At 60.9% G+C, this 25,591-nt stretch carries 23 protein-coding genes and 1 tRNA gene; 16 read left to right on the forward strand and 8 right to left on the reverse strand.

The window, feature by feature from the left end; genetic code table 11:
- Positions 1 to 4: 4 nt before the first annotated feature.
- The 7 genes from lon (at position 5) to AC6HU3_RS08725 (ending at position 8,942) form a co-directional block, all read left to right on the forward strand.
- Positions 5 to 2,356: an endopeptidase La gene (lon, locus tag AC6HU3_RS08695; RefSeq protein ID WP_497473379.1), complete on the forward strand. Its 2,352-nt coding sequence runs from the start codon at positions 5 to 7 to the stop codon at positions 2,354 to 2,356.
- The gene (gene hflX, locus AC6HU3_RS08700; protein ID WP_497473380.1) at positions 2,338 to 3,474 is read left to right on the forward strand and encodes a GTPase HflX; all 1,137 of its coding nucleotides are present in this window, start codon (positions 2,338 to 2,340) and stop codon (positions 3,472 to 3,474) included. The genes lon and hflX overlap by 19 nt, the downstream gene beginning before the upstream one ends.
- Positions 3,440 to 4,195: a polyprenol monophosphomannose synthase gene (locus AC6HU3_RS08705; RefSeq protein ID WP_497473381.1), complete on the forward strand. Its 756-nt coding sequence runs from the start codon at positions 3,440 to 3,442 to the stop codon at positions 4,193 to 4,195. The genes hflX and AC6HU3_RS08705 overlap by 35 nt, the downstream gene beginning before the upstream one ends.
- The gene (gene rsmA / locus AC6HU3_RS08710; RefSeq protein ID WP_497473382.1) at positions 4,195 to 5,034 is read left to right on the forward strand and encodes a 16S rRNA (adenine(1518)-N(6)/adenine(1519)-N(6))-dimethyltransferase RsmA; all 840 of its coding nucleotides are present in this window, start codon (positions 4,195 to 4,197) and stop codon (positions 5,032 to 5,034) included. The genes AC6HU3_RS08705 and rsmA overlap by 1 nt, the downstream gene beginning before the upstream one ends.
- A 1,136-nt stretch (positions 5,035 to 6,170) precedes the next feature.
- Entirely contained in the window at positions 6,171 to 6,557 is a 387-nt protein-coding gene (locus AC6HU3_RS08715; protein WP_497473383.1) for a Fur family transcriptional regulator, read from the forward strand.
- The gene (locus AC6HU3_RS08720) at positions 6,541 to 8,724 is read left to right on the forward strand and encodes a heavy metal translocating P-type ATPase (RefSeq protein ID WP_497473384.1); all 2,184 of its coding nucleotides are present in this window, start codon (positions 6,541 to 6,543) and stop codon (positions 8,722 to 8,724) included. The genes AC6HU3_RS08715 and AC6HU3_RS08720 overlap by 17 nt, the downstream gene beginning before the upstream one ends.
- Entirely contained in the window at positions 8,721 to 8,942 is a 222-nt protein-coding gene (locus tag AC6HU3_RS08725; RefSeq protein ID WP_497473385.1) for a putative signal transducing protein, read from the forward strand. Before AC6HU3_RS08720 ends, AC6HU3_RS08725 begins: the two co-directional genes overlap by 4 nt.
- On the opposite strand, the gene miaA is transcribed toward AC6HU3_RS08725, so the two are convergent.
- Together miaA and AC6HU3_RS08735 are read right to left on the reverse strand one after the other, a co-directional pair.
- Complete coding sequence (miaA, locus tag AC6HU3_RS08730) at positions 8,927 to 9,847, reverse strand: tRNA (adenosine(37)-N6)-dimethylallyltransferase MiaA (protein ID WP_497473386.1); 921 nt, start codon at positions 9,845 to 9,847, stop codon at positions 8,927 to 8,929. The two genes, AC6HU3_RS08725 and miaA, sit on opposite strands and share 16 nt — an antisense overlap.
- 33 nt (positions 9,848 to 9,880) lie before the next feature.
- Positions 9,881 to 9,952: transfer RNA gene (locus AC6HU3_RS08735), tRNA-Glu, on the reverse strand.
- A gap of 307 nt (positions 9,953 to 10,259) precedes the next feature.
- Here AC6HU3_RS08735 and AC6HU3_RS08740 point away from each other — a divergent pair.
- The 5 genes from AC6HU3_RS08740 to AC6HU3_RS08760 are packed head-to-tail and all read left to right on the forward strand — an operon-like array spanning position 10,260 to position 14,092.
- On the forward strand, positions 10,260 to 11,348 hold the full coding sequence (locus AC6HU3_RS08740) for a GWxTD domain-containing protein (protein WP_497473387.1): 1,089 nt from the start codon (positions 10,260 to 10,262) through the stop codon (positions 11,346 to 11,348).
- Positions 11,314 to 12,459 carry a GWxTD domain-containing protein gene (locus AC6HU3_RS08745; protein WP_497473388.1) on the forward strand — a complete coding sequence of 382 codons (1,146 nt, stop codon included), beginning with the start codon at positions 11,314 to 11,316 and terminating at the stop codon, positions 12,457 to 12,459. The genes AC6HU3_RS08740 and AC6HU3_RS08745 overlap by 35 nt, the downstream gene beginning before the upstream one ends.
- A 10-nt stretch (positions 12,460 to 12,469) precedes the next feature.
- A complete protein-coding gene (locus tag AC6HU3_RS08750; RefSeq protein WP_497473389.1) occupies positions 12,470 to 12,904 on the forward strand; it encodes a protease complex subunit PrcB family protein in 435 nt (144 codons plus the stop codon).
- Positions 12,901 to 13,467 carry a cob(I)yrinic acid a,c-diamide adenosyltransferase gene (locus AC6HU3_RS08755; protein WP_497473390.1) on the forward strand — a complete coding sequence of 189 codons (567 nt, stop codon included), beginning with the start codon at positions 12,901 to 12,903 and terminating at the stop codon, positions 13,465 to 13,467. The genes AC6HU3_RS08750 and AC6HU3_RS08755 overlap by 4 nt, the downstream gene beginning before the upstream one ends.
- Positions 13,430 to 14,092 carry an O-methyltransferase gene (locus AC6HU3_RS08760; RefSeq protein ID WP_497473391.1) on the forward strand — a complete coding sequence of 221 codons (663 nt, stop codon included), beginning with the start codon at positions 13,430 to 13,432 and terminating at the stop codon, positions 14,090 to 14,092. Before AC6HU3_RS08755 ends, AC6HU3_RS08760 begins: the two co-directional genes overlap by 38 nt.
- Here AC6HU3_RS08760 and AC6HU3_RS08765 read toward each other — a convergent pair.
- From AC6HU3_RS08765 to AC6HU3_RS08775, 3 genes are all read right to left on the reverse strand, one after another.
- A complete protein-coding gene (locus AC6HU3_RS08765; RefSeq protein ID WP_497473392.1) occupies positions 14,089 to 14,739 on the reverse strand; it encodes an SdpI family protein in 651 nt (216 codons plus the stop codon). The two genes, AC6HU3_RS08760 and AC6HU3_RS08765, sit on opposite strands and share 4 nt — an antisense overlap.
- Positions 14,736 to 15,017 (reverse strand): metalloregulator ArsR/SmtB family transcription factor, encoded by a 282-nt coding sequence (locus AC6HU3_RS08770; RefSeq protein ID WP_497473393.1) that lies wholly within the window; start codon positions 15,015 to 15,017, stop codon positions 14,736 to 14,738. The genes AC6HU3_RS08765 and AC6HU3_RS08770 overlap by 4 nt, the downstream gene beginning before the upstream one ends.
- 253 nt (positions 15,018 to 15,270) lie before the next feature.
- On the reverse strand, positions 15,271 to 18,684 hold the full coding sequence (locus AC6HU3_RS08775; RefSeq protein WP_497473394.1) for an NIDO-like domain-containing protein: 3,414 nt from the start codon (positions 18,682 to 18,684) through the stop codon (positions 15,271 to 15,273).
- 171 nt (positions 18,685 to 18,855) lie between these two features.
- On the opposite strand from AC6HU3_RS08775, the gene AC6HU3_RS08780 reads away from it, so the two are divergent.
- Genes AC6HU3_RS08780 through lpxB form a run of 4 tightly spaced genes read left to right on the forward strand, consistent with a single transcriptional unit; the run spans position 18,856 to position 22,447 of the window.
- A complete protein-coding gene (locus AC6HU3_RS08780; protein WP_497473395.1) occupies positions 18,856 to 19,788 on the forward strand; it encodes a proline dehydrogenase family protein in 933 nt (310 codons plus the stop codon).
- Positions 19,785 to 20,849: a GTPase ObgE gene (gene obgE / locus AC6HU3_RS08785; protein ID WP_497473396.1), complete on the forward strand. Its 1,065-nt coding sequence runs from the start codon at positions 19,785 to 19,787 to the stop codon at positions 20,847 to 20,849. Before AC6HU3_RS08780 ends, obgE begins: the two co-directional genes overlap by 4 nt.
- Complete coding sequence (locus AC6HU3_RS08790) at positions 20,762 to 21,292, forward strand: HEAT repeat domain-containing protein (RefSeq protein ID WP_497473397.1); 531 nt, start codon at positions 20,762 to 20,764, stop codon at positions 21,290 to 21,292. Before obgE ends, AC6HU3_RS08790 begins: the two co-directional genes overlap by 88 nt.
- 3 nt (positions 21,293 to 21,295) lie before the next feature.
- The gene (lpxB, locus tag AC6HU3_RS08795) at positions 21,296 to 22,447 is read left to right on the forward strand and encodes a lipid-A-disaccharide synthase (protein ID WP_497473398.1); all 1,152 of its coding nucleotides are present in this window, start codon (positions 21,296 to 21,298) and stop codon (positions 22,445 to 22,447) included.
- Here lpxB and AC6HU3_RS08800 read toward each other — a convergent pair.
- Genes AC6HU3_RS08800 through yajC form a run of 3 tightly spaced genes read right to left on the reverse strand, consistent with a single transcriptional unit; the run spans position 22,414 to position 25,570 of the window.
- Positions 22,414 to 23,613, reverse strand: a complete 1,200-nt coding sequence (locus AC6HU3_RS08800; RefSeq protein WP_497473399.1) for a dicarboxylate/amino acid:cation symporter — start codon at positions 23,611 to 23,613, stop codon at positions 22,414 to 22,416. The genes lpxB and AC6HU3_RS08800 overlap by 34 nt on opposite strands.
- Complete coding sequence (mutL, locus tag AC6HU3_RS08805; RefSeq protein ID WP_497473400.1) at positions 23,610 to 25,262, reverse strand: DNA mismatch repair endonuclease MutL; 1,653 nt, start codon at positions 25,260 to 25,262, stop codon at positions 23,610 to 23,612. The genes AC6HU3_RS08800 and mutL overlap by 4 nt, the downstream gene beginning before the upstream one ends.
- Positions 25,259 to 25,570 (reverse strand): preprotein translocase subunit YajC, encoded by a 312-nt coding sequence (yajC, locus tag AC6HU3_RS08810; protein WP_497473401.1) that lies wholly within the window; start codon positions 25,568 to 25,570, stop codon positions 25,259 to 25,261. The genes mutL and yajC overlap by 4 nt, the downstream gene beginning before the upstream one ends.
- Between the last annotated feature and the right edge of the window lie 21 nt (positions 25,571 to 25,591).

Consider the following 25,591-nt stretch of genomic DNA (forward strand, 5'->3'; position numbering starts at 1 on the left):
AACCATGCGTTTTGATGGAACCCCGGTGATCCCGGTGCGGGGAGGTGTGGTTTTTCCCAAGCAAATCATCCCCGTTCGCTTCTTCCGGGATATGGCCCGGCGGGCCCTCCAGGCGTCCATGCCCGATGAGGAAGGGCTGAACCTGGTGGTGCTTGCCGTCCAGCGGGACCCGGAAAACGATCACCCCTCGGGCACCGACGATTTCTATCCGTGGGGTGTGATGGCGGCCGTGGTGGAGCGGGCTGCCCCGGGCGACGAGGCGGTGGTTCATGCATCCGAGCGGGTGCGCATCCGCCGGATCTGGATGGATGAAGAGGGCGTGCTCCGGGCGTCGGGGTCTCTGAAGCCCTATCCCCTTGGGGCCCGCAGGAACCGGATTGAGGCCCTCTTTCGCCAGTTGCTGGAAATCGTCACCCGGATGGGCGAACTGGATGACCGTCTGGCCACCCTGGCGGAGGACCTTCGGGAAATCCCTCCTGACGATCCCTTTGAGGCCCTGTATCTGCTCGGGACCTTTTATCCCGAATGGGATGTGCCCCAGCGGATGCGCCTTCTTTCGGCTCCCACCCTTGAAGAAGCCCTGGGGCTCCTTCTGCGGTGGCTGGAGGAAGACCTGGGCCGGATGGAGCTCCGGGTGCGGATCTCCGAACGTGTTCATGAACGGATGGAGCGCCAGCAGAAAGAATTTTTCCTTCAGCAGCAGCTTCAGGAGATCCAGCGGGAGCTGGGGCTCACGGAGGAGGCAGAATACGCCCGCCTTGAGGAACAGATCCGGGCTGCCGGCATGCCCGAAGAGGTTCAGGCCAAAGCCCTGCAGGAACTCAACCGCCTTCGCCGTATCCCCCCCATGAGTCCAGAGTCCGGGGTGATCCGGTCCTATCTGGAATGGCTCATTGCCCTGCCCTGGAACCGGCGAAGCCCGGATCGGCTGGATTTGAAACACGTACGACAGGTACTGGATGAAGACCACTATGGTCTGGAAGAGCCCAAAGAGCGGATTCTGGAATATCTCGCCTCACTGAAACTCAAAGGGGAGGTTCGGGGTCAGGTGATCTGCTTTGTGGGACCGCCAGGGGTGGGCAAGACCTCCCTCGCTCGCTCCATTGCCCGTGCTCTGGGAAGGCCGTTTGTGCGCATGTCCCTCGGAGGTGTGCGGGACGAAGCCGAAATCCGGGGACACCGGAGGACGTACATCGGCGCTCTCCCCGGACGCATCATTCAGATGATCCGGCGGGCAGGTGTGAAAAACCCCCTGATGCTTCTGGATGAAATTGACAAACTCGGGCGGGACTGGCGGGGGGATCCTTACGCTGCCCTCATGGAGGTCCTGGACCCCGAGCTCAACAGCCAGTTTCAGGATCATTATCTTGAAGTGGACTTTGATCTTTCCGAGGTGTTTTTCATCACGACGGCCAACAATCCTTTTGCCATTCCCCGGCCCCTCTACGACCGTATGGAAGTCATTCCCATCCGGGGATATCTGGAGACCGAAAAATTCTTCATTGCCCGCCGGCATCTCATCCCCAGAAAACTCCAGGAGGTGGGGCTTCCGGAAGGGGCCATTCACATCACGGACGGCGCCATCCGGCGGATGATCCGCGCCTACACGCGGGAGGCGGGCGTGCGGGAACTGGAGCGCCAGATTCGCCGACTTCTGCTTAAAGTGGCCCGGAAATACGTGGAAAATCCTGAACCCGTGCGCATCAGCCAGCGAAACCTCCCGGCGTGGCTGGGGGTGCCCCGGTATGAGGAGCTCAAAGCCGACACCTCCCTTCCTCCGGGGGTGGCGTATGCCATGGCCTGGTCGGAAACCGGGGGGGCACTCCTGCGGATTGAGGTGAGTCTCTATCCTGGCAAAGGCGCCCTGATCCTGACCGGGAGCCTGGGGGATGTGATGAAGGAATCCGCCCAGATTGCCCTTTCCCTTGCCCGGACCCTCATGAACCGGGAAAAACCAGGAACCGCGCTGGACGGCGTGGACATCCACATCCACGTTCCCGAAGGAGCCATTCCCAAAGACGGACCGTCCGCCGGGCTCCCCATCTTTGTTGCGCTGGTTTCTGCCCTCTCGGGGCGGCGGGTTCCGGGAACGGTGGCGTTCACCGGAGAGATCACCCTCACCGGGAAGGTTCTTCCCGTGGGTGGGCTCCCGGAGAAGCTGGTGGCCGCCCGACGGCAGCGGATTCAAAGGGTATTCCTTCCAGAGGCGAACCGTCCCTGGCTGGACGAAGTCCCCGACGCGGTGAAAGAAGGCTTGGACATCGGCTTTGTGCGGGATGTGAGCGAGGTCCTCCGCGATCTTTTCGGAGATCGCCTGTTTCAGCAGCTTGAGGTTCCATGGACGATCAGGGCCTGACCCGGCAACCGGAACGGGTGCTTCTTGTCGGCCTTGCGCGTTCCTCGCGGGAACGGACGTTCAAGGCCGAGTTTCTGGACGAACTGGCGCAGCTCGTGGAGACGGCCGGCGGAGAGGTGGTGGAAAAGATTCTCCAGATCCGGGAAACCCCGGACCCCGCCTTCTATATTGGGGAAGGCAAAGTGCGGGAAATTCGAGGCTATGTGGAACTTCTGCAGATTGACACGGTGATCTTTGAGGGTCCCCTCTCCACCGTTCAGCGGCGCAATCTCGAGCAGGTCCTGGGGGTGAAGGTGCTGGATCGAACCGAATTGATTCTGGACATTTTTGCCCTCCACGCCCGGTCTGCCGATGCCAAAATCCAGGTGGAACTGGCTCAACTTCAGCACAGGCTGGCCCATCTCAAGGGGCGGGGAGAAGCCCTGTCCCGTCTGGGCGGAGGCATTGGAACCCGGGGACCCGGGGAAAAGAAACTGGAAGTGGATCGGCGAAGGATTGTGGAGCGGATACGGTTTCTCAAGAAGAAACTGGAGAACATCGAACGAACCAAATCCATTCATGCCCGGGCCCGCAGGGGCAGGGTCTTTCAGGTGAGCCTTGCCGGCTACACAGGTTCCGGGAAATCCACCCTGATGCGGGAGCTCACCCGTGCCGAGGTGGAGGTCTCCCCGCAGCTCTTTTCCACCCTGGACACCACCACCCGTTTGCTTTATCTTCCTGACACCCCGCGCCCTGTGGTGCTCTCCGATACGGTGGGTTTCATCCGGGATCTCCCGCCGGAACTGGTGGCCTCCTTCCATGCGACGTTGAGCATCCTGAAAGAGGCGGACCTGATCCTCCACGTGATCGACACGGCAGACCCCTATCTCGAGGAGAAGATTCAGGTGGTGGAACAGGTGCTGGAGGAAATCCTTGATCACAGGAAGACCCCCATCCTTCGGGTGTTCAACAAGATCGACATGGTGCTGGAACCCCGCGTTCTGGAGCGGTTGCAGGAACGGTATGCCGGTCAATCGGTGTTTGTTTCGGCCCTGCTGGGCTGGGGTCTGGATGAACTGAAAGAACGAATCCGGGAGGTGCTGATTGGCGAAGGTGCTCGTGGTCATTCCCACCTATAACGAAGCCGAAAACATCGAGGCCATCCTGGATGCGGTTCTGTCCGTCCATCCGGACGTGGAAGTTCTGATCGTGGACGACAATTCTCCGGATGGAACGGCCCGGATCGTCCGGCGCCGGATGGAGAAAGATCCCCGGATTCACCTCCTGGAGCGTCCCGGGAAAATGGGCCTGGGGACCGCGTATGTGACGGGTTTCCGATGGGCCCTTGAGCAGGGCTATGACTATGTGATTCAGATGGATGCGGACTTCTCCCACAATCCCCAGGACATCCCCCGGCTCCTCCAGATGCTCCAGACCCATGATGTGGTGATCGGCTCGCGCTATACGGAAGGGATTAACGTGGTGAACTGGCCCATGAAGCGTCTGCTTCTCTCGTATTTTGCCAACATTTATGCCCGGTGGATCACCGGGGTGCCCGTTCGGGATCTCACCGGTGGTTTCAAGGGGTGGCGCCGGGAGGTCCTCGCCGCCATCGGACTTGACGAAATCGTTTCGGATGGCTATGCCTTTCAGATTGAAATGAACGTGAAAGCCTATAGTCTGGGGTTTTCGGTGGTGGAGATCCCCATCGTGTTTGTGGAACGTCGGGCAGGCGTGTCCAAGATGTCCAAACGCATCATCTGGGAAGCCCTGTTCATGGTGTGGCGTCTTCGGTTCTGGCGCTGGTTTCGGGCCCCGGCCCGGAGAAAGGCCCTTCGGAAAGAGAAGGCCTCCGTCTGATGGCCCGGAGAAAGCGTCGTCTCGGGCAGGTTTTCCTTGTGGATCGCTCCATTCAGGAGCGGATCGCCGACACGGCGGACGTTCAGCCCGGCGAGTGGGTGATGGAGGTGGGCCCCGGTCTGGGGCACCTCACCCAGGCCCTGCTGGAACGGGGGGCCCGGGTGATCGCGGTGGAGGTGGATCCCGAGCTTGCCGGATTTCTGAAAGAGCGCTATCCCCTCCACATGAACTATGCCCTGTTCCTGGTTGAGAACGATTTTCTCAAAACGGATCTTCCCGGCCTTTTCCGTGAACTGGGGGTGGAAGGTCCGGTGAAACTCGTGGCCAACATCCCCTATTACATCACCACCCCCATTCTGGAAAAACTGGTGGAACACCGCCGGCTTTTTTCCCGGATCGCCCTCACGATGCAGAAGGAGGTGGCCGAGCGGGCCACCGCCCGGCCGGGGACCTCAGCGTGGGGAGCCCTTTCGGTGTTCATTCAGATGTACTTTGAGCCCACCTTCCGGTTCACCATTCCCCGCCGGTTTTTCCGCCCGGTGCCCCGGGTGGATTCGGCGCTGGTGGAACTCGTCCCCCGCACCGAACTCCCCGTGGATGTGGGGGATGAACGGATCTTTTTCCGTCTGGTCCGGGCGATTTTCCAGGCCCGGCGCAAGACCATCCGGAGGGTGCTGCAGGCGGCGTTTCCGGACCTGGATGTGGACGAATTTCTGGACGCCACAGGGATGAACCCCCGTCTGCGGGGAGAAACCCTGGATCTGGAAGGGCTTGCCCGTCTCGCCCGTGCCCTCCAGGCTCACGGCGTTCCATCCGGGGGGAACCACCCGGCGGAATAAGCCACCGTCCTCCATCGGGAAGCCCCCTGACCACGTTGTTTCTCCAAATCTCCTGCTTGCCCCGTTCCCCGGCAAGGGTTTCCTCCCGAGATGGAGCGGAGGAGACCGGCGTATTTCCCCTGTGGAACGCTGGCATACCTCCATCGCCGAAGGCTTCTCTGTGTGCGTTTTCCCCTCTCGTGGGGAATGAGGCACCGAGTAATCCTGGCGCGGGAACGTCTGCAGGAAAATCTCCGATTGTTCCCCAGGGGGTCATGGCAAAATCATCCCGGCGGATGGGCTCGCCTTCAAACCATCTGACCTTCGGACATGAGTTCGGACAGGGGGGGCGGATGATCGTTCGAGGTGGATACGGTATGGATTTTTAGCGAACAGGAAGGAAAAAAGGAGGTGAGGAAATGGCGAGACTCCATCGTGTCCCTCGACCGATTTTAAAAAACTGTTCAAAAACATCTTTCCCAACGCTGCGGATGCTGAACGGGCTACAGATATTGCCTATGTGCTGATTCACTCGGAGGAACGTTTTCCCCGGATTTCTTCACGGAAATCAAGAGACCCCAGGCACGCAGGACAGAATATGTCGGAACACTCAAGGATGGGAAGACTCGTGGATAAAGGCTCCCTCCTTGCCACGCCCTTCCAGGGTCGTGAATCCACCCCAAAAAGTCTTTGGTCCAAGACGCTTGAGGATACAGGGATATCGCGGAATGATGTTCACGCCGAAGCTCTTCTTGCTTTCAAGGATCTTATTGGGGAGCGTCCGCTACTCTACGCTCCTTCGTCATCTGAAGGCTGCGGGAATGAATTTTGTCCTTCGTTTCTTTGATCTTTCACAAATCCGGGGTCCCCACGAAATTCCGCAGGAATTTCGTGGGGTGGAAAGAGGAACTTCGCCAGGAACTTTTCCGCCGGAAGGGATCTTCAAGATGGAAAAGGTATTCGGGACTTTTCATTCTGCTCAAAATCGAAAGACCGTTACCTCCGCCAGATCTAAGGCATGTGTTCCAACGTGTTCTCGACACGTATCTACAGGCCCTTTACCCATGTGTCCGAACTCATGGGTGAACTTCAGAAACCATGGGTTGATGATCCCGGCCCCAAACTGTAAATTATTTGCACTTGCAAAGGAGTTGCACATGAAACGGAGCCTGTATCGGGAAAAGATTCTGGAGATGCTGCAGGACGGGCAGCACCGGACCGCCAAGGAGATCTTTGAGATCCTTCACAGAGAGTTGCCGGCCCTGTCCCTCGTGACCGTGTATCGAAATCTGGATGCCCTGGAAAAGGCCGGACTTGTGCGAAGGATCATGCTGGGCGAGGAGGCTCTGTGGGAGCGTCGAAATCTTCCCCCTCACCTTCATTTTCAGTGCCGGGTGTGTGGGAAGGTGGTGGATCTTCCCGTGAATCTCACACCCCTTGCCGAATTTGCCCGGGAGGTGGGCACGGTGGAGACGGTGCATGGGGTGGTGGAAGGGGTGTGTTTTTCCTGTGCCGGGAGGAACGGAGATGAAGCGTCTTCCTGAACGTCTGGCACCACTCCTGGAGCTGTTTCAGCAGCATCCAGGCCTGTATCGCCTTGTTCTGGATCTCGAAAGCGCGCCCCCGGCGTGCGAACTTCTCGTGGATCCTGTCCTGGATCCCCGGTCCCGTTCCGAACTCGTGGAAAACGCCAAGAAGGTGCTCCAGGACCTTGCACCGGAACTGGATGCGCTTGCTGAAGGCAAATACACCAACACGCACTGGGTGTTGATCCGGGAAGGACGCCACATCCGGGTGGAACGCCTTTCGTCCCCTGCCGAGGGGTTTGTCCTTTCCTTCGTCCTGCCCGAATTCTGGGTAGCCCTCGAGGACGCTGAGGGCAGAAAAACCCGCCTCCAGATGTCCCTGCTCACCCTCGCCACCCTCCTCTTTACCCTCCTGGGGGCTCTTGCCCAGCGGTTTCGTCCAGAGGCTGCATGGGTGCTGTACGGTCTTGCGTATGTGGCCGGGGGCTATTTTCCCCTCGTGGAAGCCCTTCGTTCCCTGCGTTCCCTCGTGCTCAACGTGGACTTCCTGATGGTGATCGCTGCACTGGGGGCCGCCTATCTGGGCCATCCGCAGGAAGGCGCCATTCTCCTCTTCCTGTTCACCCTTTCCAGCACTCTGGAAACCTTTGCCACGGATCGGAGTCGCCGGGCCATCCGGAGCCTGCTTGAACGGACACCGGATCGTGCCGAACTCCTTCTTCCAGACGGATCCTCGGTGGAAGTGGTCCCCGAGGTGCTCCAGGTGGGAGATCGAATCCTTCTTCGCCCGGGAGCAAGGGTACCCACGGATGTGAAACTCCTGAAAGGAGAAGGGCATTTCAACGAAGCGGATATTACGGGCGAGTCGGTCCCCCGATTTCACCGGGCCGGGGATCGAATTCCGGCCGGCGTGGTCGTGGTGGACGGGAGTTTTGAGGCCGAGGTACTGCGTCTGAGCCGGGAGTCCACCCTGACCCGAACCCTGACCCTCATCCAGGAAGCCCGCGCGCAGAAAGCCCGGGCCCAGCGGATTGCGGACACGTTTGAGCGGGTGTACACCTGGGGCGTGGTGGTTGGAGCCGTTCTGTTTTACCTTTTCTTTCTGAAGGTTCTCGGATTGCCCCATGCCCAGGCGCTGTACCGAAGTCTGGTTTTTCTGGTGGTGGCGTCTCCCTGCGCCGTGGCCCTTTCGGCTCCCACCGCCGTCCTCTCCGCCATTGCCCATGCAGCCCGGAAGGGGATCCTCTTCAAGGGAGGGATCTATGTGGAAACCCTGGGTGCGTCAGACACGGTGGCGTTTGACAAAACCGGCACCCTGACCCGGGGGGAAGTGGTTCTGGAAGGAATCACCACCCTCAACGGCTTTTCGGAAGAAGAGGTGCTTTCTCTGGCAGCGTCTCTGGAGAGCCGGTCGGAACATCCCCTTGCCCGGGCGGTGGTCCAGTTCGCCCGAAACCGGGGGGTGGACATCCGGCCCCCCGAGTCTTTCCGGTATGAGGTGGGACGGGGTGTGATCGGAAACGTTCAGGGGCATGAGATCTTTGTGGGGAAACCGGATCGCGCCCCCGGAGATCACGAAGGGTTCACGGTGGTGGAGGTCCGGATTGACGGAAAGCCTGCGGCCCTCCTTTCCTTCCGGGACACCCTTCGCCCTGAAGCCCCGCGGGTCGTGGAGGCCCTCAAGGCCATGAATCGGAAGGTCGTGATCCTCACCGGGGATCACCGGAGTGTGGGAGAGCGGGTGGCAAAAGAGCTGGGCGTGGATGAGGTGTATGCGGAACTTCTTCCGGAAGACAAGGTGAGGGTGGTGCGAAAACTCCAGTCGGAAGGGCGCCGGGTGGCCATGGTGGGGGACGGGGTGAACGACGGTCCCGTGCTGGCTGCGGCGGATGTGGGGCTTGCCATTGGGGGCGCGTCCACGGATGTGGCCCTGGAGGTGGCAGATGTGGTGCTGATGAAGGAAGGACTTGAATATCTTCCCTACGCCCTTCGCCTCTCCGCAAAGGCCCGGAGGATCATCTTCCAGAACTTTGCCTTTGCTTTCGGGATTATCTTCACCATGGTGGTGGTGAATGTGTTCATGAATGTCCCCCTCACGCTGGGGGTGGTGGCCCATGAAGGTTCGACAGTGGTTGTGATCCTGAACGGCCTGCGTCTGCTTGCACCCCTTCGAGCGTCGTCATGAAGTGGGTTCCGGTTTATCGCTGTGGGAGTTTTGAGGAGGCATCCATTGTTCTCGGGCTCCTGAAATCGGAGGGGATCCCGGCGCAGCTCGGCTATGAAGCGTGGGAGCGGGTGGTGGGCCTTCAACTTTCTGGAGTCGAAGTTCTGGTCCCGGAAGATCAGGTGGAGGAGGCGCTGGAGATCCTGAACAACGCCGGGGATTTTCAGGACAGCCCGTAAATTTCCCGGATCGCCTGCCGGATCTCCTTCAGGGCCTCTTCAAACGGCAAAAAGGGAACATCTCCCATCCAGCCCCGGAAAAACCGGAGTTGCTGACGGGCGTATTCCCAGGTCCGGCGTTTGACCCGGCGGATGGCTTCCTCTCGTGAGATTTTTCCTTCAAAATAGGGCAGGAGTTCCCGATACCCTGTGGTCCGGAAGCCCGGGGCATCGGGAGGATAGCGCTTCAAGAGGACTTGGGTTTCTTCAAACAGTCCGTCCCGCACCATGTCGTCCACCCGATCCTCAATCCTTTTGCGCAATTCAGGATAGGGGCGGTGAATCCCCACCACCACGGGCTGGAATCGGGGCTGGAGAGGGAACCGTTTCTGGAGCAGACTCATGGGCACGCCGGTCTGATAGAACACCTCCAGAGCACGGAGAATCCGGACGTGATCGTGGGGATGGAGTTTGCGGGCGCGCGGGGGATCCACCATCTGGAGCATCCGGTGGGGAAGGTTCGGATGTTCCCGGGCCCGTCGCTCAAGGTGCTGGCGCAGCGCAGGATCGGGCGGGGGAGCGGGGAAAAGCCCCCGGTGGAGGGCGATGAGATAAAGCGGCGTTCCCGCCGTGATAAGGACCGGATCCCCCTGTTCGAGAAAGCGCTCGACCAGGTTCCATGCTTCCCGGGCAAACCGGTGAGCATCCCACTGCTCGGAGAGATTCAGGAGGTCCACCATGAAGGCGTTGACCCCCCGGATGGATTTCGGGGGTTTCGCCGTTCCGATCTCCAGTTCCCGGTAGAGTTTTCGGGAGTCGCAGAAGATCACCCGGAGATCGGGGAATTCCTCCAGAAGGCGCAGCACCAGGTCTTTCTTGCCGGATGCTGTGGGGGCAAGCAGAACGGGTAGACGAAGGTCGGACATGGGTGAAGGGAAGTCCAGGGTTCAGATTCGCTGTGGCCCCAGGGGGACTCGAACCCCCACTTCCGCCTTGAAAGAGCGGTGTCCTATCCCTTAGACGATGGGGCCACAGGCGGTGGCTATTATAGCGAGTCCGGTGAGAAATGTCAACGTTTCGGGCCGGGAGTGCACCGTCCCTCCACTTCACACACAGCGTTTCCTCTGCACGGGGCTTTCTCCGTGGACCCCGAAGCTCACGTTTTCAAAGAAATCTTGGGAAAAGTTTTTTCCCGTTCAGGGTGTGTTTTCAGGAACCCCACGGGAAAATCTCGATTTCCGTGGGGTAAGTTAGGCACCCATGCTTTTTCATGTAGATTTTGCATGAGGAGTGCGACCGTTTGACCCTTCCACGGTCAGGATGTACAATTCAGATGCCATGACGATGCTGCTGCTTCTTTTCGCCGTACTGCCGAAGCACGAACTCCTTCCGCCGGAGGTGCCGGAAGGGGTGGCGGTGGTGTGGGATGGACAATCGGTCCATCTCCTCCTGTCCTTCACCGAAAATCTCGTCGCCGGCATGCGTGGTCGGCCCCTCACCCTTGAGATCGCTTTTCAGGCCAAAGGAGCCCGTCCCTCCGCAGGGTTTCTCGACGAAACCCTCACGCCATCCTCGGAAGGCAGGCTGAACCGGGACCTGGTTCTCCCCGTGAAACCCCAGGAGCGAACCGTGGATCTTTCCGTCACCCTCTATGACCGCACCCGCAACCGCACCCTCCTTCGCCTGGATCGAACCTTCCCCACGAGCCCCCTCGCGGTCTTTGCTGTGGATGGAGCGGGCAACCTCCGCCTTCCCGTGTTCACCACGGAGGACACCTTTCGCTTCGGTATCCGGGTTCCCAAGCCCGGTCCCGTGTCCCTTTCGGTCCTGAACGACGAGAAAACGCCGGTCCTTCAGGACTCCATAGTGGTGGACTCCTTGACCTTCTTTGCTCTCCCCGCATCCGGATTGCGGGACGGAGAATACGTTCTGGAGGCCCGGATGGACAGTCTGGAAAGCCGGCAGACCTTTGCGGTCTGGGGGCTCCGGGGCCTTCCAGATCGGACCTGGAAAGAGATCGTGTTTCTCCTCCAGATGGCCTTCCCCGACAGCGGTTTCAGCGGATTCCTGGATCTCTCCCCGGAGGGGCGCCGGGAACGTTTCTGGCAGGCCTGGCGTTCCACCGATCCCAATCCGTCCACGCCTGTGCTCGAACACTACGATCTGTTCCGGCGAAAGATCCGGGAGGTCAACCGGCGGTTTGGCGTCGGGAATCTTCCGGGATACCGGACCCATCAGGGGCTGGTGTATCTCAAATACGGCCCTCCCGACTGGGTGGAACGCCGGCCCTTTGAACTCAACGCACGGCCCAGTGAAGTGTGGATCTATGAGGACACCCCCCGCCGGATGATCTTCGTGTTTGTGGACCGACAGGGAACAGGAGTGTATACCCTTGTGGACACTGATCCTCCTGGCCTTTTCCCCTGAACACGTGGGGCTTCAAACCTCTGCGGCCAGGCTTTTCTATGTGGAACCCGCCCGGTTTTACACGGCACCCGACACCTGCCGTTTCCAGCTCACGCTGGTGGTCCCCGGTGAACCGGACACCTATCGCTTCGACGTCCAGATGGGGGAACGCTCCCACACCTGGACCCGCGCGCTGGCTTCCCAGCACGAGTTTTTCATCGAACCGGTCCAGCTGACCCTGCCCACGGGCATGCATCCGCTTCTCCTCAGGGTGCGGTCTTCTCGCGGCGGGGATTCCCTGCTCTTTTCCGCCCGGTGCCCCTCCTTTTCAGGTGACCTCACACCCTCCAGTCTCCTCATCCTTCAGCCGGACGGGAAACCCAACCCCCTCCACCGGGTGAACTGGACCCACGACACCCTGCACTATTACCTGGAACTCTATGCCCGGCCTCCGGACACCGTCCTCTTGTTCACGTTTGTGATGGACTCCACCGGTGCGCTGGTGAAAGAACTCCGTCCCCTCCGGGTTCCCCTTCAGGCCTTCCGCACGCCCATCACGGGCCGCGTCCCCCTGCACGACCTGACCCGGTCGGGGCTGTATGCCCTCCAGGTGATCCTCCAGGGGGCCTCCACCCGGCGAACACTGCGTGCCCTCTTCCGGTATGAGGCGCCGCCCCTTTCGGATACCCTGATGGAAGCCCTGGCCTATTTTCTCCCCGAAGACCTGCGGAAAACCTTCCGCACCCTGGACCGGACCCAGAAGGTGTTTTTCCTCCGCCGGCACCTTTCCTTTCTCTCCCCCGAGGTGTTCGCCACCTTCCAGGAGCGCCTGGCTTATGTGAACGAGCATTTCCGGGAACCCGGGAAACCTCCCTATCTCACCGATCGGGGCCGGGTTTATCTCGTGTTCGGACCGCCGGACCGTCGGCTGTTTTATTCCGAGCTCCGGAATTACCCGCCCCAGGAACACTGGATCTATTATCAACCCGCCATGGCCTTTGTGTTCATCGACATCAGCCGGTCGGGCGTTTATCAGCTTGCCTATTCCACCGAGCCCCAGATCCCGGTGACGCCGGGGCTGGAGCGGTATGTGTATGACGAAGAAGGGCTCCTGCCCAAACGCACACCCTGAGGAGGACCCCATGATGATGCTCTTTTTGCTCGCCTTCGGAACCCCTGTCCGGGAGATCCCCTTTGAGGTGATTGCGGAAGGGAAGGTCTCGGGTCTCAGGGAAAAGCAATTCCAGGTGATTGACGATCCGGCCACGTGGGATTCGGTGTGGACCCTGATTACGGAAGGGAAAACGCCTCCTCCCGAACAACCCGCCGTGTCCTTTGAAAACTCCATGCTCATCCTGGTGGCAAGCGGGTCCCGCGGTGTGATGAATCGGTCTGTCCGGGTGCAGAAAATCGTTGCGAAGGGCAACACCCTCACCGTGTTTGTGGAAATCTGTGAGCCGCCTGAAGGGTCCATCGTCCTTCCCGCCTTCAGCCAGCCCTATCAGGTGGTGCGCATCCCCCGCTTTGAAGGGGAGGTGGCCTTCGAGGAAGTGCCCTGCAGAGGGGAAGAACCATGAGAATCACCCGGGTCTACACCCGTTTCGGCGATGCGGGAAACACCCAGATCGGGGGAGGGAAGGTGGTGTCCAAGGGATCGCTCCGGGTGGAGGCGATGGGGACGGTGGACGAACTCAACGCCTTTGTGGGGGTGGTCCGGAGTTTTCTTCGAGATCCGGACCTGAACCACCGGCTGGAAGAACTCCAGCACGAGCTCTTCACGGTGGGGGCGGACCTGGCCATTCCCCTCCCGGGGGAAGGCCCACGGGTGGCCTCCGGGCATGTGGAGCGTCTGGAGCAGGAAATGGATCGCTGGAATGAGGGACTTCCCCCTCTTCGTGAGTTCATTCTTCCTGCGGGGACCCCGCCAGTTGCCTTTCTTCATGTGTGTCGCACGGTGTGCCGGAGGCTGGAGCGGGTGGTGACCCGCCTCGCGGGGGAAGAGGATATCAACCCCCAACTGATGGCTTATGTCAACCGTCTGTCGGACTGGTTTTTCGTCCTTTCCCGGGTGGTGGCCCATCTGGAACACACGGAGGAGACCTATGCCCGATTTTCCCGGAGATTTCGGCCCTCTCGTTGATCCTGTGGGGCGGTTTCTGTCCCGCCTCCTCGAGATTTCTCCCCACAGCGACGATGTTCTTGCGGAGATGGAGGAGGTGGCCCGCCAGGAACGTTTCCCCATTGTGGGGCCGGTGGTGGGGCATTTCCTCATGCAGATCACCCGTCTCCTTTCTCCCCAGAAGGTGATGGAACTCGGAAGCGGGTTCGGCTATTCGGCCTACTGGATGGCCAAGGGCATGCAGGAGGGGGAAATTCTCCTCACGGACTACGACACGGACCACCTGCAGCGGGCCCGGTATTATCTGGAACGGGGGGGATTCCCGGTCCGGTTCACCTTTGTCCGGGGAGACGCGGTGGAGATCCTGGAGACTCAGCCGGACGAAAGCCTGGATCTCGTGTTCTTCGATCACGAAAAAGCCCGTTATCCCCAGGCGTTTCAGCACGCCCGCACCCGGATCCGCCCCGGAGGGGTGCTCCTGGCCGACAACGTGTTTCTGGGGGGGCACCTTTTCGACGACGAAGGGGACGAGCGGGTGTCCGCCATGCGGCGGTTCCTTTCCGATGTGTTCCACGACCCCGGATGGCTTGCCACCATCTATCCCGTTCGGGACGGGGTGCTCTTTGCCATCCGGCTTTCGGATTAGAGGTCGGGCACTTCTTTTCGGCGAAGATACAGGACCAGGGGATACAGGATCCCGACGCCGATCACCACGGCAAGAAGCAACACGAATCCCCAGAGAGGGGGAGCCTTCAGGAATCCCATCAGAATGAGCACGGCGCCGGTGCCCATCATCCACACGCCCCCCACCTGGTGCGTCTTTCGCCAGATCCGTTCGGACGCAAGGGTCCATGGGGTCCGGATGCCCACGAAGAAATTGCGGGGGAGGCGGGGAAGGAGGTTCCCCAGACCGATGAGGAGCGCTCCGTACACAAACAAAATCCAGTGGGGGTCCCAGACACCCTGCACACCGGCAAGAAGGGTGAGCCCATAGAACACCCCCAGGATCGCAAGCATCACATCCCGCAGGGCAAGGATCACGTCATACCGCTCCCGGATGCGCTGCCAGAAAGGATCGATCCGGGGAAGAAAGGTCATCAGGACATAGATCCCCACGAGAATGCCCAGCCACAGGGCCACCGCCCGGGGCGTGGAGGCGAACCCATCCGCCACACCGTGAATGTTGAAGTGAATGGGGAGTTCTTCTCCCAGGTGGGGCCATGCAACAGCCGTGAACAGCCCGGAAAATCCCAGGGCAAGCAAACCCTTCCAGTCCCGCCGTATCCAGTTCATGGTTTCTCCTCCTTGGGGTTGTTTCTCAACGCCATGAGATAGGCGATCAGAAGGTCCAGGGCACTCATGTCCAGAGAATAGCGGATGTAACGCCCATGTTTGCGTGCCCGGACCAGACCGGCCTGCTGGAGCCGGGCCAGGTGATGGGACAGCGTGGGCTGGGACACCGTCACCCGCTCAAGAAGTTCCGAAGGGGTGAGGTCTTCCTCCCGGAGAGCCTCCAGGATTGCCCTCCGGGTGGGATCTGCCAACGCCCGGATCACCTCCTGAATCCGCATGTCCCCTCTCCAATATTTTGATATTTTTAAATTCATCAATATTTTGGAGGCCGGGGTAAGTTTTGTCAAGGGATCGCGCGGTTCTTCGCGCCTGGGTCGCCACAGCGTTCGCCGTCCCCATAAGGAGAGCACCCGGTTGGTCCCGGGAAACGTTCGACAATTTTGCGGCCCTGTGTGCCGGAATTCGGGGGCAAAAAAACGCCGGGGACCCGTGGTCCCCGGCGGAAAAATGATTCGCTTCCTCACCCGATCCTTACGGAAGCAGGAGCACCTTGCGCGTTTCCGTCGTCACGGGACTCTCCACCCGAAGGAAATAGATCCCGCGGGGAAGATGGGGCACGGGGAGGGTGTGGACCCCGGCTGAAAAGGTTTCCTTCCGGTGAAAACGAAGACGACCCACCCCATCCACAATCCGGATCCGGAGGTTCATGGCTGAGGGAAGGACAAGACGGAGGGTTCTTCCCCGGGGTGCAAGCCGGACCGAAAATGTCCGGACATCGGCAAGGTCTTCCTCCACGGGCACGCTCGCCGGACGGGGACGGAAGAAGACGAAGTGTCCGGCGGTGAGGGGATAGGCATAGCCGTGATACGTGCCTCCATACTCCACGGAGATGGCATCGCTGCTTGACCAGTTTTGAATGCCCACGCTGCTGGATGGGAGGATGCTGTCGGGAAGAGCGTTGCGATACACAAAGGCCACGGACGAGTCTCCTTGACGGAACTGGATCTGGAAGTTCAGGGTGTCGGCCGTGTTGTCGTAGCGCTGCACGTTGGCCCACTGAATCACCATCAGAGAGTCCTGAAGATCCACGTAAATCCCCTGTCCTGTGCCGTAATTTTCAAAAATCAGGTCGGTCCAGAAAGGCGCAAGGATCCCGGGCACGGTGGGACCCGGAAGAGAGTCCGCAGAATAGGTGTCCGTCCCCGGATCGCTTCCAAAAACCGCCCAGCCGTTGGTACACACCCACAGGGTGTCCAGACCCAGGCTGTCGTACACAAACGGCACCGGCAGCACCGTATGCCCCCGGCCATCGTCCCCATCACTCACCGGCAGCAGGCTGCCTGTTCCGCCCGAGTCGGGATTCAGCTCAACCCAGGAGAGGCTGGGGACGGGGAGATCGGTGGAATCCCCTGGCTCCAGCCCCACATAGTCCATCCCCACCATCACGCTTTCCGGGAAGGGAATGACCACGGTGTCCTGCACAAGCACAAATCGCGTTCGGAAGGTGTCCTCCCGGATGGGGGTGGTGATCACCGTCCGGAGGGTGAGCGTATCGCCCACCCGACCGGTGGAATCCAGAATCAGGGAAAGTGTTGGGGTAACGGTGCGGGATTTGTAAACGAAAGAATACGTCTGGAGGGTGTCGGTGGGCTGGGGGAAATGGACCGCACTGCACAGGCCGTTCCCTGTCTCCTCACACGACAGATCGAACTGAACGGGTCCGGTGGAGCGGGACGAATTTTGCCACTCAAAACTCACCTGTGCGGTGTCCCCCCACGATCCGGGCCGGTTGTCATTGCTGTCCGCCCAGGCCACACCCTGCGGGACCAGCGCGTGGAAGGGCGACAGGTCCGGGATCAGGGTATAGGCACGTTGGGGGGCAGGAGGAGGAAATGAAGGCGGAGACGTTGCCCCATCCCACAGCATCCGGCCGGTGTATCCGTTGTTGTAGGGGAACTGAAGCCCCACGCTCACGGTGGTGTCCGTGAGCGTCTGATACTGGATCAGCAGAAGGTCGTCATCGCTCCGGGTGGATAGTCCATAGTCCAGCGTGAGTTCCGCCCGGGCTTCCACACCGTCCCAGATGACGGTCCAGAGGCTGCCCGCCTGCACCGTATCCAGCGTGGCATCCAGGCGAGGCTTACGTGCCACAAACACCATCCCGTGGCTCAGGGGAAGACCGGGATCAGGAAGCGTTCCCCCGAACCCTGCCAGGGTATCCCCAAACATCAGCCAGCCGCTGGTGCCCACCCACACGGAATCATAGGCCACACCCCCATACACAAAGGGGGCCGGAAGGGGCAGGTGGATGGCGGTATCTCCGGCCGGAAGGGCGCTGGTGGAGGTGGTTTCAATCCAGCTGTAAAGCCTGCGTTCCGGGTGGTGGACATCGGCTTCATCCAGGACGGTGTAGAGTTCGGTGAGGGTGGATTCGGGAACCACCTGAAGGATGCTGTCCGCCACGGAGAGCGTGTCAGTTCCCAGAACCTGCAGCAACTGAAGATGGAGGGCGGCACCACCCGGAGCAAGGGCGGCCGGGAAGAACACGGTGAGCGTATCCCCCTCCACCAGCCCGGGGAGCATCTGCAAACTGTCCTGAAGGGCGAGCGTCCCGCAACCGCCACAGCGAAGCAAAAGCTGGGGTTGCATGGTGTCGCCATGGGACTGCATCCGGTAGGCAAGCCGCAGGGAGTCGCCGGCGAGGGGATCTCCCTCGGTGTTCGGGATGCCGTCGTTCCCATCATCCCAGACAAAGGTCAGCAGAGAGAGATAGGGCAGGATGGTATAGCGTCCCGCCGTGGCCTGCGCAGCATCTCCGGCAACAATTACATCGGTTCCAATCCAGGTGAGGCCATAGATGCGGGTCCCGCCGAAAAGGGGCCCGGCGTACCGGAGAATCCCGTCGCGAGTGAATGACAGGAGGGCTTCCCCATGGGGATAGGGGAGAGCCCCACCCGCGAGCAGGTTTCCGGCGCTGTCCACACCGGCATCGTATATCATGAGATCCATGGAGACGCTTTGTTCCCACAGAAGGGTGCCCGTGGAGATGTCACGACGGGCCACCAGCACACTCCCTCCACCGCCCCGGATCGTGTACAGGAGGGTGTCCTGAACCGCAAGGCCACGGGCCGTACCTGAGGCAAGTGAACTCCATCCCACCGTCCCGGTGGTATCCAGAAGGGCCACCAGCGCCTGGTTGCCGACTGATGCGGTCACAAGGACCTCTCCACCCGGCAGGAGAGCCATGCCCGGAACGTTGTACAGGCTGGACGGCCATGCGCCCGGGGAAATCACGGTTCGCCAGACCACCTGTCCGGAATCCGGCGTGAGACGGAGCACCACCACATCACCGTTGTTCACGACACCGGCGGCCACCACATCCCCGGAGGGCAACACGGCCAGCTGGCGAGCCCCGTACGTCCCGCTTCCTGCCTCCTGGTGGGTCCACAGCGTCTGTCCGGTCGTGAGATCCACGGCCATGACCCAGAAATCATAGGTGGATGCCCCGGTGCGCCGTCCACCGGAAACCACGGCTTTCCCTGAGGTATACACGATCCTTTCCACGTTTGCATCCACATTCTTGTAGGAGGCGTGAAGAACGCTGCCCGCGGTGTCCACGAGAAAGATTTTGACGCTGTTCCCGTAAGCAAATCCGTTCCCCACCAGCACCCCCTCCGGTGCCGGAGCGAGCACGGGAATCCCCCCCTGGGTGGTCAGATTGGTTGCCCAGATTGTGGCCCCTGTGTTCGGATCGAGCCGGGAGACATAGCCGTTGCCCGTGCCGTCGCGCGGCGTCAGGAAAAGGGCTCCGGAAGGGTGCTGCACGATGTCTGTGTAATCAATCCGGCTCACGGTGGTCTGCCATCGGGTCAGAACCTGGGCCAGAGCCGTGTTGAGGGGAATCACCAGAGACAACAACAGCCACACCACACTTCGCACCGCCATACATCCTCCTCCGTTCAGGTGAGGAAAGGCCGATGGGAAGGGACTCGCCTCACGGGATGGGGGAGATCGAAATGATACCTGACCTCCGCACTCAACATTATGCGGGCTCCGGGGGACGCTGTCAAGCCCGCACAGGTTGCCGGATTATCGTGCAGGGCGTATAATTTAGCCATGAATCCAGTCCGAGATATCCTTCTCTGGGCATCCCAGAATGGCAAACTTCGGGATATGGTCAGCCGGGGGGGTGTGTTTGCCCGTCTTGCGCGTCGGTTCGTGGCCGGGGAGGACGAAGAGGAGGCCCTGGCGGTGGTTCGCGCCCTCAACGAACGCGGATTCGCGGTGACCCTGGACTTCCTCGGCGAAAACACCACCAGCCTGGAAGAGGCCCGACGTGCCCAGCAGGAATACCTGCGTCTCCTGGACTTCATTGAAGAAAACGACCTGAACGCCAACATCTCCATCAAACTCACCCAGCTGGGCCTGGATCTGGGAGCGGATGTCGCCCTGAACAACGTCCTTCCCCTGGTGGAAACCGCCCACCGAAAGGGGAATGAGGTGGAAATTGACATGGAGGCCAGTCCGTATGTGGAAGACACCCTGAGCATCTACCAAACCCTCCAGTCCCGGTTCCACAATGTCGGCATCGCCCTCCAGGCGTATCTCCACCGCACCCCCGCCGACGTGGAACGCCTGATGGACCTGGCCCCCAAAATCCGTCTGGTGAAAGGCGCCTACAAGGAGCCCCCGGAAATCGCCTACACCCGGCGAAAAGACATCCAGGAAGCCTTCAAACGACTTCTGGATCGCCTGCTCTCCAGAGAAGCCGTCTCGAAAGGCGTTCGCACCGCCATTGCCACCCACGACGAAACCCTGGTTCAGCATGCCCTCACCCGCATCCAGGAAGAGAGCATTCCCTCGACTTCCTATGAATTCCAGTTCCTCTACGGCGTTCGCAGGGAACTCCAGGACCGCCTTCTCTCCCGGGGAGAACCTGTGCGGCTTTATGTCCCCTTCGGCACCCACTGGTACCCCTATCTGATGCGCCGACTTGCGGAAAAACCCTCCAACCTGATGCTCATCCTGACCAGCCTGGTGAAGGGATGAAAAAGAACACCTTTGTGGATGTGGTCACCATCCGGGTCCGGGCCGGGGACGGAGGAAAAGGTATGGTTCATTTCCTCCGGGAGAAATACCGTCCCCGGGGAGGTCCGGACGGGGGAGATGGGGGAGATGGCGGAAACGTCTATCTTGTGGGAGATCCCGGACTCAAAACCCTTCTGGACTTCCGGTACAAACGGGAGTTTCACGCCGAGGACGGCCGACCCGGAGGAACCAACCGCAGGAAAGGCCGTTCCGGCAAAGACCTGGAGATCCGGGTGCCCCTGGGGACGGTGGTGTATGACGAGGTGACCGGAGAAAAGATCGGAGAAGTGCTGGAACCCGGGGAGCGGCTCCTGGTGGCCCGGGGTGGGCGGGGCGGACGGGGGAATGCCCGGTTCGCCACCTCCACCCGACAGGCCCCCCGCATCGCCGAACCCGGAGAGCCCGGAGAAGAACGGATCCTCCGCCTGGAGCTCAAACTGATCGCCGATGTTGCCCTGCTGGGGCTCCCCAACGCCGGCAAAACCACCCTGCTCCGGGCCCTCACCGGGAGCGAAGCCCGGGTGGCTGATTATCCCTTCACCACCCGCATTCCCAACCTGGGAGAGACCCGGCTGGACTGGGGGCTTCGCCTCACGGTGGTGGACGTTCCGGGTCTCATCCGGGGAGCCCATGCAGGACGGGGCATGGGACTGGCGTTTTTGAGGCACATCGAACGGACCCGTCTCCACCTGTACGTTCTGGATCTCACCGGCGATCCGGCGGTGGATTTCCTCACCCTGGAGGAGGAACTCCGTCAATATTCTCCTGAGCTTCTCCAACATCCCCGCTGGATCGTTCTCAACAAGGCGGACCTGGTTTCACCCGAATCGGTGGATCAGCACCGGGCCCAGATGGAAAACCTGGGGCTTCCGGTGTTTGTGGTGTCGGCCCGGTTCCATCAGGGTGTGGAAACCCTCAAGGAGGCGCTGCATCAATGGCTACAAGAAAACGAAAAACCGGAACGTCCCGAAAGTCCCGGGAAGCCACCCCAAAGGCCGCGGACGAACTCATCGATCGCCTGAAGTCCCGGGACCTCCGGGAACGATTTGAAGCCATCGAGGAACTCGCCCGCCAGGGCATGGTCGAGGCTCTTCTGGATGTCCTTCACCACGAGAGCTGGTATACCCGGGAGAAAGCAGCCGAAGCCCTGATCGGCCTGGGGGAACCGGTGGCGGAGAAAGTGGTTCCCCTCCTTGATGAAGGCTACTGGTATACCCGGGCCATGGCCCTCCGCGTGCTGGGGAAGGTGGGGCATGCCGAGCACGTTTCTCTCCTCCTTCAGCACCTTTCCGAACGGAATCAGGCGGTGAGAAAGGAGGCGGCGCTTGCCGTGGTGGCCATGCTGGAACGGTTTCCCGATCTAAAGAGTGAACTCTCTTCCACGGATCGCCAGGCAGTGGAGCGGATTCTGGCCGAGCATAAAGAGGTGGAGGCCCTCCAGAGCTTCCGGAATCTTCTCGGGTAATTCATGCCCCCCCGCATTCTGATTTCCGCGGGCGAGCCCTCCGGTGATGTTCACGCCGCCCATCTCGTGCGTGCCCTCCGGGAAAAGTTCCCGGATGCCCGGTTCTTTGGATTCGGCGGAGAACATCTCGCCCGGGAGGGGGTGGACCTCCTCTTCCGTCACGAAGAGCTGAGCGTTGTGGGCGTTCAGGAAGCCCTGCGCACCCTTCCCCGCTTTGCCCACATGGTGCGCCGTCTTCTCCAGGAAGCCTCCGCTCAAAACACCGATCTCGCCATCCTGGTGGACTACCCCGGATTTCACCTTCGTTTTGCCCGTTATCTTCAGGCCCAGGGCATCCGGGTGGTGGACTACATCGCTCCGCAGGTGTGGGCGTGGGGGTTCTGGCGGGTTCACCTTCTGCGCAAATACTTCGAGTCCGTGCTGGTCATTCTCCCTTTTGAAGAGGCCCTCCTTCGTCGCTTCGGGGTTCGCGCCCATTATGTCGGACACCCCCTGCTCGAACAGCTGGATGAACAGATTCCCCCTCTGGATCTCCCGGAGGGTGCACCGGTCTTTGCCTTTCTGCCCGGTTCCCGCTCCCAGGAGATCCGGCGACATCTCCCCCGGATGACGGCCCTCCACCGGTCCCTCCACCGGCGTTTTCCCGGCGCGGTGTTCGTCTATTCCCTGCTGGATCCGCGCTGGCGTTCCATGCTTCAGGACCTCCCTGGAGAGACCGTGACGGTGGAAGGTGAGGCCAAGCGATGCATCCAGAGCGCCGATTATGTGATCGTGGCCTCCGGGACCGCAAGTCTGGAAGCCGGGCTTCTGGGCAAACCGGCAACGGTGATCTATATGCTCTCCGAACTCAGCTGGCACCTGGCCCGTCGCCTCTCCCGCGTCCGGTATGCAAGCCTGGTGAACCTCCTCCTGGATGAACCGGTCTATCCGGAATACATCCAGCACTGGCCGGTGGAACGGGTGGCCCAGGAGATCGAACACCGGCTCGCTCCGGAAAGGCGAAAGAAGATCGAAGCCCGGCTCGGTCATTTGCGGGAAATTCTTCGTCCGGATAAACAGGCTTCCCGGGAAGCCGCCCTCCGGATCGCCGATCTCCTCCGGGAACGCCCGGAGCGTTCCCCCTATCCCTTTGTTCCCTTTCCAGAAATCGCCTGAAGAGAGGAAAGGATTCGGGCCCCGTTGAGGTCTCCCCACACGTTGACCGACGTTCGCAGCATATCCAGAAACCGGTCCACACTCACAATGAGTGCAATGCCCTCCAGGGGAAGGCCCACGGAGGAAAGGACCAGTGTCATCATCACCAGGCCCGCCGAAGGAACGGCCGCCGCGCCGATGGAAGCGAGGGTCGCCGTGAGGAAAATCACGAGAAGCTGGGGAAAAGACAGCGCGATGCCATACGCATGGGCAATGAACACGGCAGCCACGGCTTCGTACAGGGCCGTTCCGTCCATGTTGATGGTGGCACCGAGGGGGAGGACAAACCGGGCCACGCGGGGAGACACGCCCGCATCTTCGGCCACCGACAGGCTCACCGGAAGGGTGGCTGCACTGGAGGCCGTGGAAAAGGCAAGGAGCAGCGCCTCCCTCACCTTCAGGAAAAACGTGATGGGATTGTATCGCCCCAGAACCCACCCCAGAAGGGGAAGGGTCAGGCCTCCATGGACGAGAAGCCCCAGAACCACAGTGAGGGCATACCCGACCAGCTCCTTGAACACACCGAGCCCCTCCCGTGCCACCAGGGAGGCCACCAGGGCAAACACGCCCACCGGCGTGAGCTTCACCACAAGACGGGTGAGCTCGATGAGAACTTCGTAAAAGCTCTCCATCGGGGCAACCAGATTCTCCCGGTGACGGTTCGAAAGCCTCCGGCTCACCGCACCGAGAAGCAGGGCAAACACGATGATCTGAAGGGCGTTTCCTTCAGTCAGACTCCGGAAAATGTTGGTGGGAACAAGGGAAAGGAGAATCCCGGAAACGGTCTGCTGGGGGAGCTGGGGAGCCGGGCCGTGTACGCTGGACGAGACACCCGGACGAAAGATGGAGACAAGCACCAGCCCGGTGATCACAGCCAGGGCGGTGGTGGTGAGATAATAGAGAAACGTGAGTCCTCCCAGACGCTTCAGATCACCCCGGTCCTCCGGTGTGGCAACGGCCACAAAGACGGCGGCAAAGACCAGAGGAACCACCACCATTTTGAGAAGACGGAGGAAAATCTCCCCGAGCATCGCCAGTTTCATCGAAAGCGCGGGCATCCACCACCCGGCAAGAATCCCGGCCACGATGCCCAGAAGGGTGAGGTTTTCCAGGTTCAGTTTTTTCATGATGTCCTCCCGAACCGGCGGTCCAGTTCCTCTCGCGACAGTTTCCAGATCACCGGTCGCCCATGGGGGCAGAAATAGGGAACGTCACAGGCAAGGAGATCCGAAAGAAGCCTGCGGGCCTCCTCGGGATGGATGGGATCCCCCGCCTTGATGGCGGCCTTGCACGCCAGGGTTTTGAGAAGCCGATCCGTCCGGGTCCATCCCCCCTCCTGCTCCACCTCCTCCAGCATGGCCCGGAGGGTTTCCCGGTCCACCCGTTCCAGAAAGTCGGGTACGGCATCCACCACAATTTTGCCCGGGCCAAAGGAACGGAACCGGAATCCCCGCTCTTCCAGCACCTCCCGGTGCTCTTCCATCCGGGCAGCCAGATCCGGGGGAAGGTGAAGGATCATGGGAAAAAGCAGGGACTTTGACCCCACCGGCTCACGCTGGAGCCGTTCATACAGAATGCGTTCATGGGCTGCGTGCTGGTCCACCAGCCAGAGCTCCCCCTCCCGCTCAAACACCAGATAGGTCCCGAACACCTGGAGAAACCGGAACGCCTCCTTCGGAACACCCAGAAGAGGCGCGGGTTCTCGAACTTCAGGGGACGAGGAAGAGGAGGAAGAACGTTCCGATGGCATGTCCCAGGGGAGATGGGCGGGGGGCGCCTCCTCGTCCAGGTGTTCAGGCGGACCCGCCCGGAAAGACTGGAGTTCCCGGAAAAGGAGACCCCGGAGATTCAGGGCGCGATCAAACCGGACCTCCCGCTTCTGAGGATGGACATGGAAATCCACCCGTGCAGGATCCACGGTAAGATACACCAGGAAGCGGGGGTGGCGTCCCGGGGGAAGGCGGAGGGCCTGGTAGATGGCCGTTCGGATCTCGTCGTGGCGGATGGGCCGTCCGTTCAGAAAAATCCACTGCTCGGGCCGTCCCTGAACCGCAAGTTCCGGTGGAGAGATCCAGGCCAGCACCCGGCCCCAGTCGGCGGAGATTTCGATCCGTTCAAGCGTCTCCAGGACGTCGTGGCCGAGAAGATCCGCAAGCCTTGCTTCCAGCGTATCCCTGGCCCCAAGATCCAGCAAAACCCGATCGCCTTCCCTCACTTCAAAAGCCACTTCCGGGTGACACAGGGCATAGGCGATCACCCCGTCCACCACCCGTCTCCGCTCGGTTGCAGGGGATTTCAGGAAATTTCGGCGGGCGGGAAAATCCCAGAAGAGATCCTGCACCTCCACCCGGGTCCCCCGGCGCACCGGCGCCGGTTTCATCTCCACCATCCGGGCCTGTTCAAACCGGGCGATCCATCCCGTCTCCTCTCCCTCGTGGTGGGTGTGGATCACCATCCGGGCCACGGACGCAATGGCATGGAGGGCCTCCCCCCGGAACCCGAGGGTGCGGATCCGGAAAAGATCGTCCACCGAGGCGATTTTGCTCGTGGTGTAGCGCTCCACCACATGGGGAAGGTCCTCACCGGGAATCCCGGATCCGTCGTCGTCCACCACGATGAGGTCCCTCCCCCCCTCCCGAAGGATCACCCGGATCCGACGGGCTCCGGCGTCCAGGGCGTTTTCCACAAGTTCCCGCACCACCGACGCCGGGGAGTCCACCACCTCCCCGGCCGCGATGCGTCGCACCACTTCCGGAGGGAGACGATGAAGGGTCATCCGTTCCCGGACGATTCCCCAAGTTTTGCCTTCACAGCCGTCTTTTCCACCTTCACCACAACGTCCCGGGCCACCCGGAGATTGACGGTTTTTTCTTCCACCCGTGTGACCTCTCCGATCAGGCCGCCCACCGTCACCACTCGATCGCCTTTCTTGAGGCTTGCCAGCATCTCCCGGTGCCGCTTTTCCGCCCGGGACTGGGGAAGGATCACCAGGAGATAAAAGATCCCCAGAATGATGATGAAAGGCAGAAGCATCTGGAACAAACTGGGCTGCTGTGCCGTTTGTGTGAGGAGCATCTGGATCATCTCTTCCTCCCTTTTGAAATC

Source organism: Caldifarcimen microaerophilum (assembly GCF_055387105.1).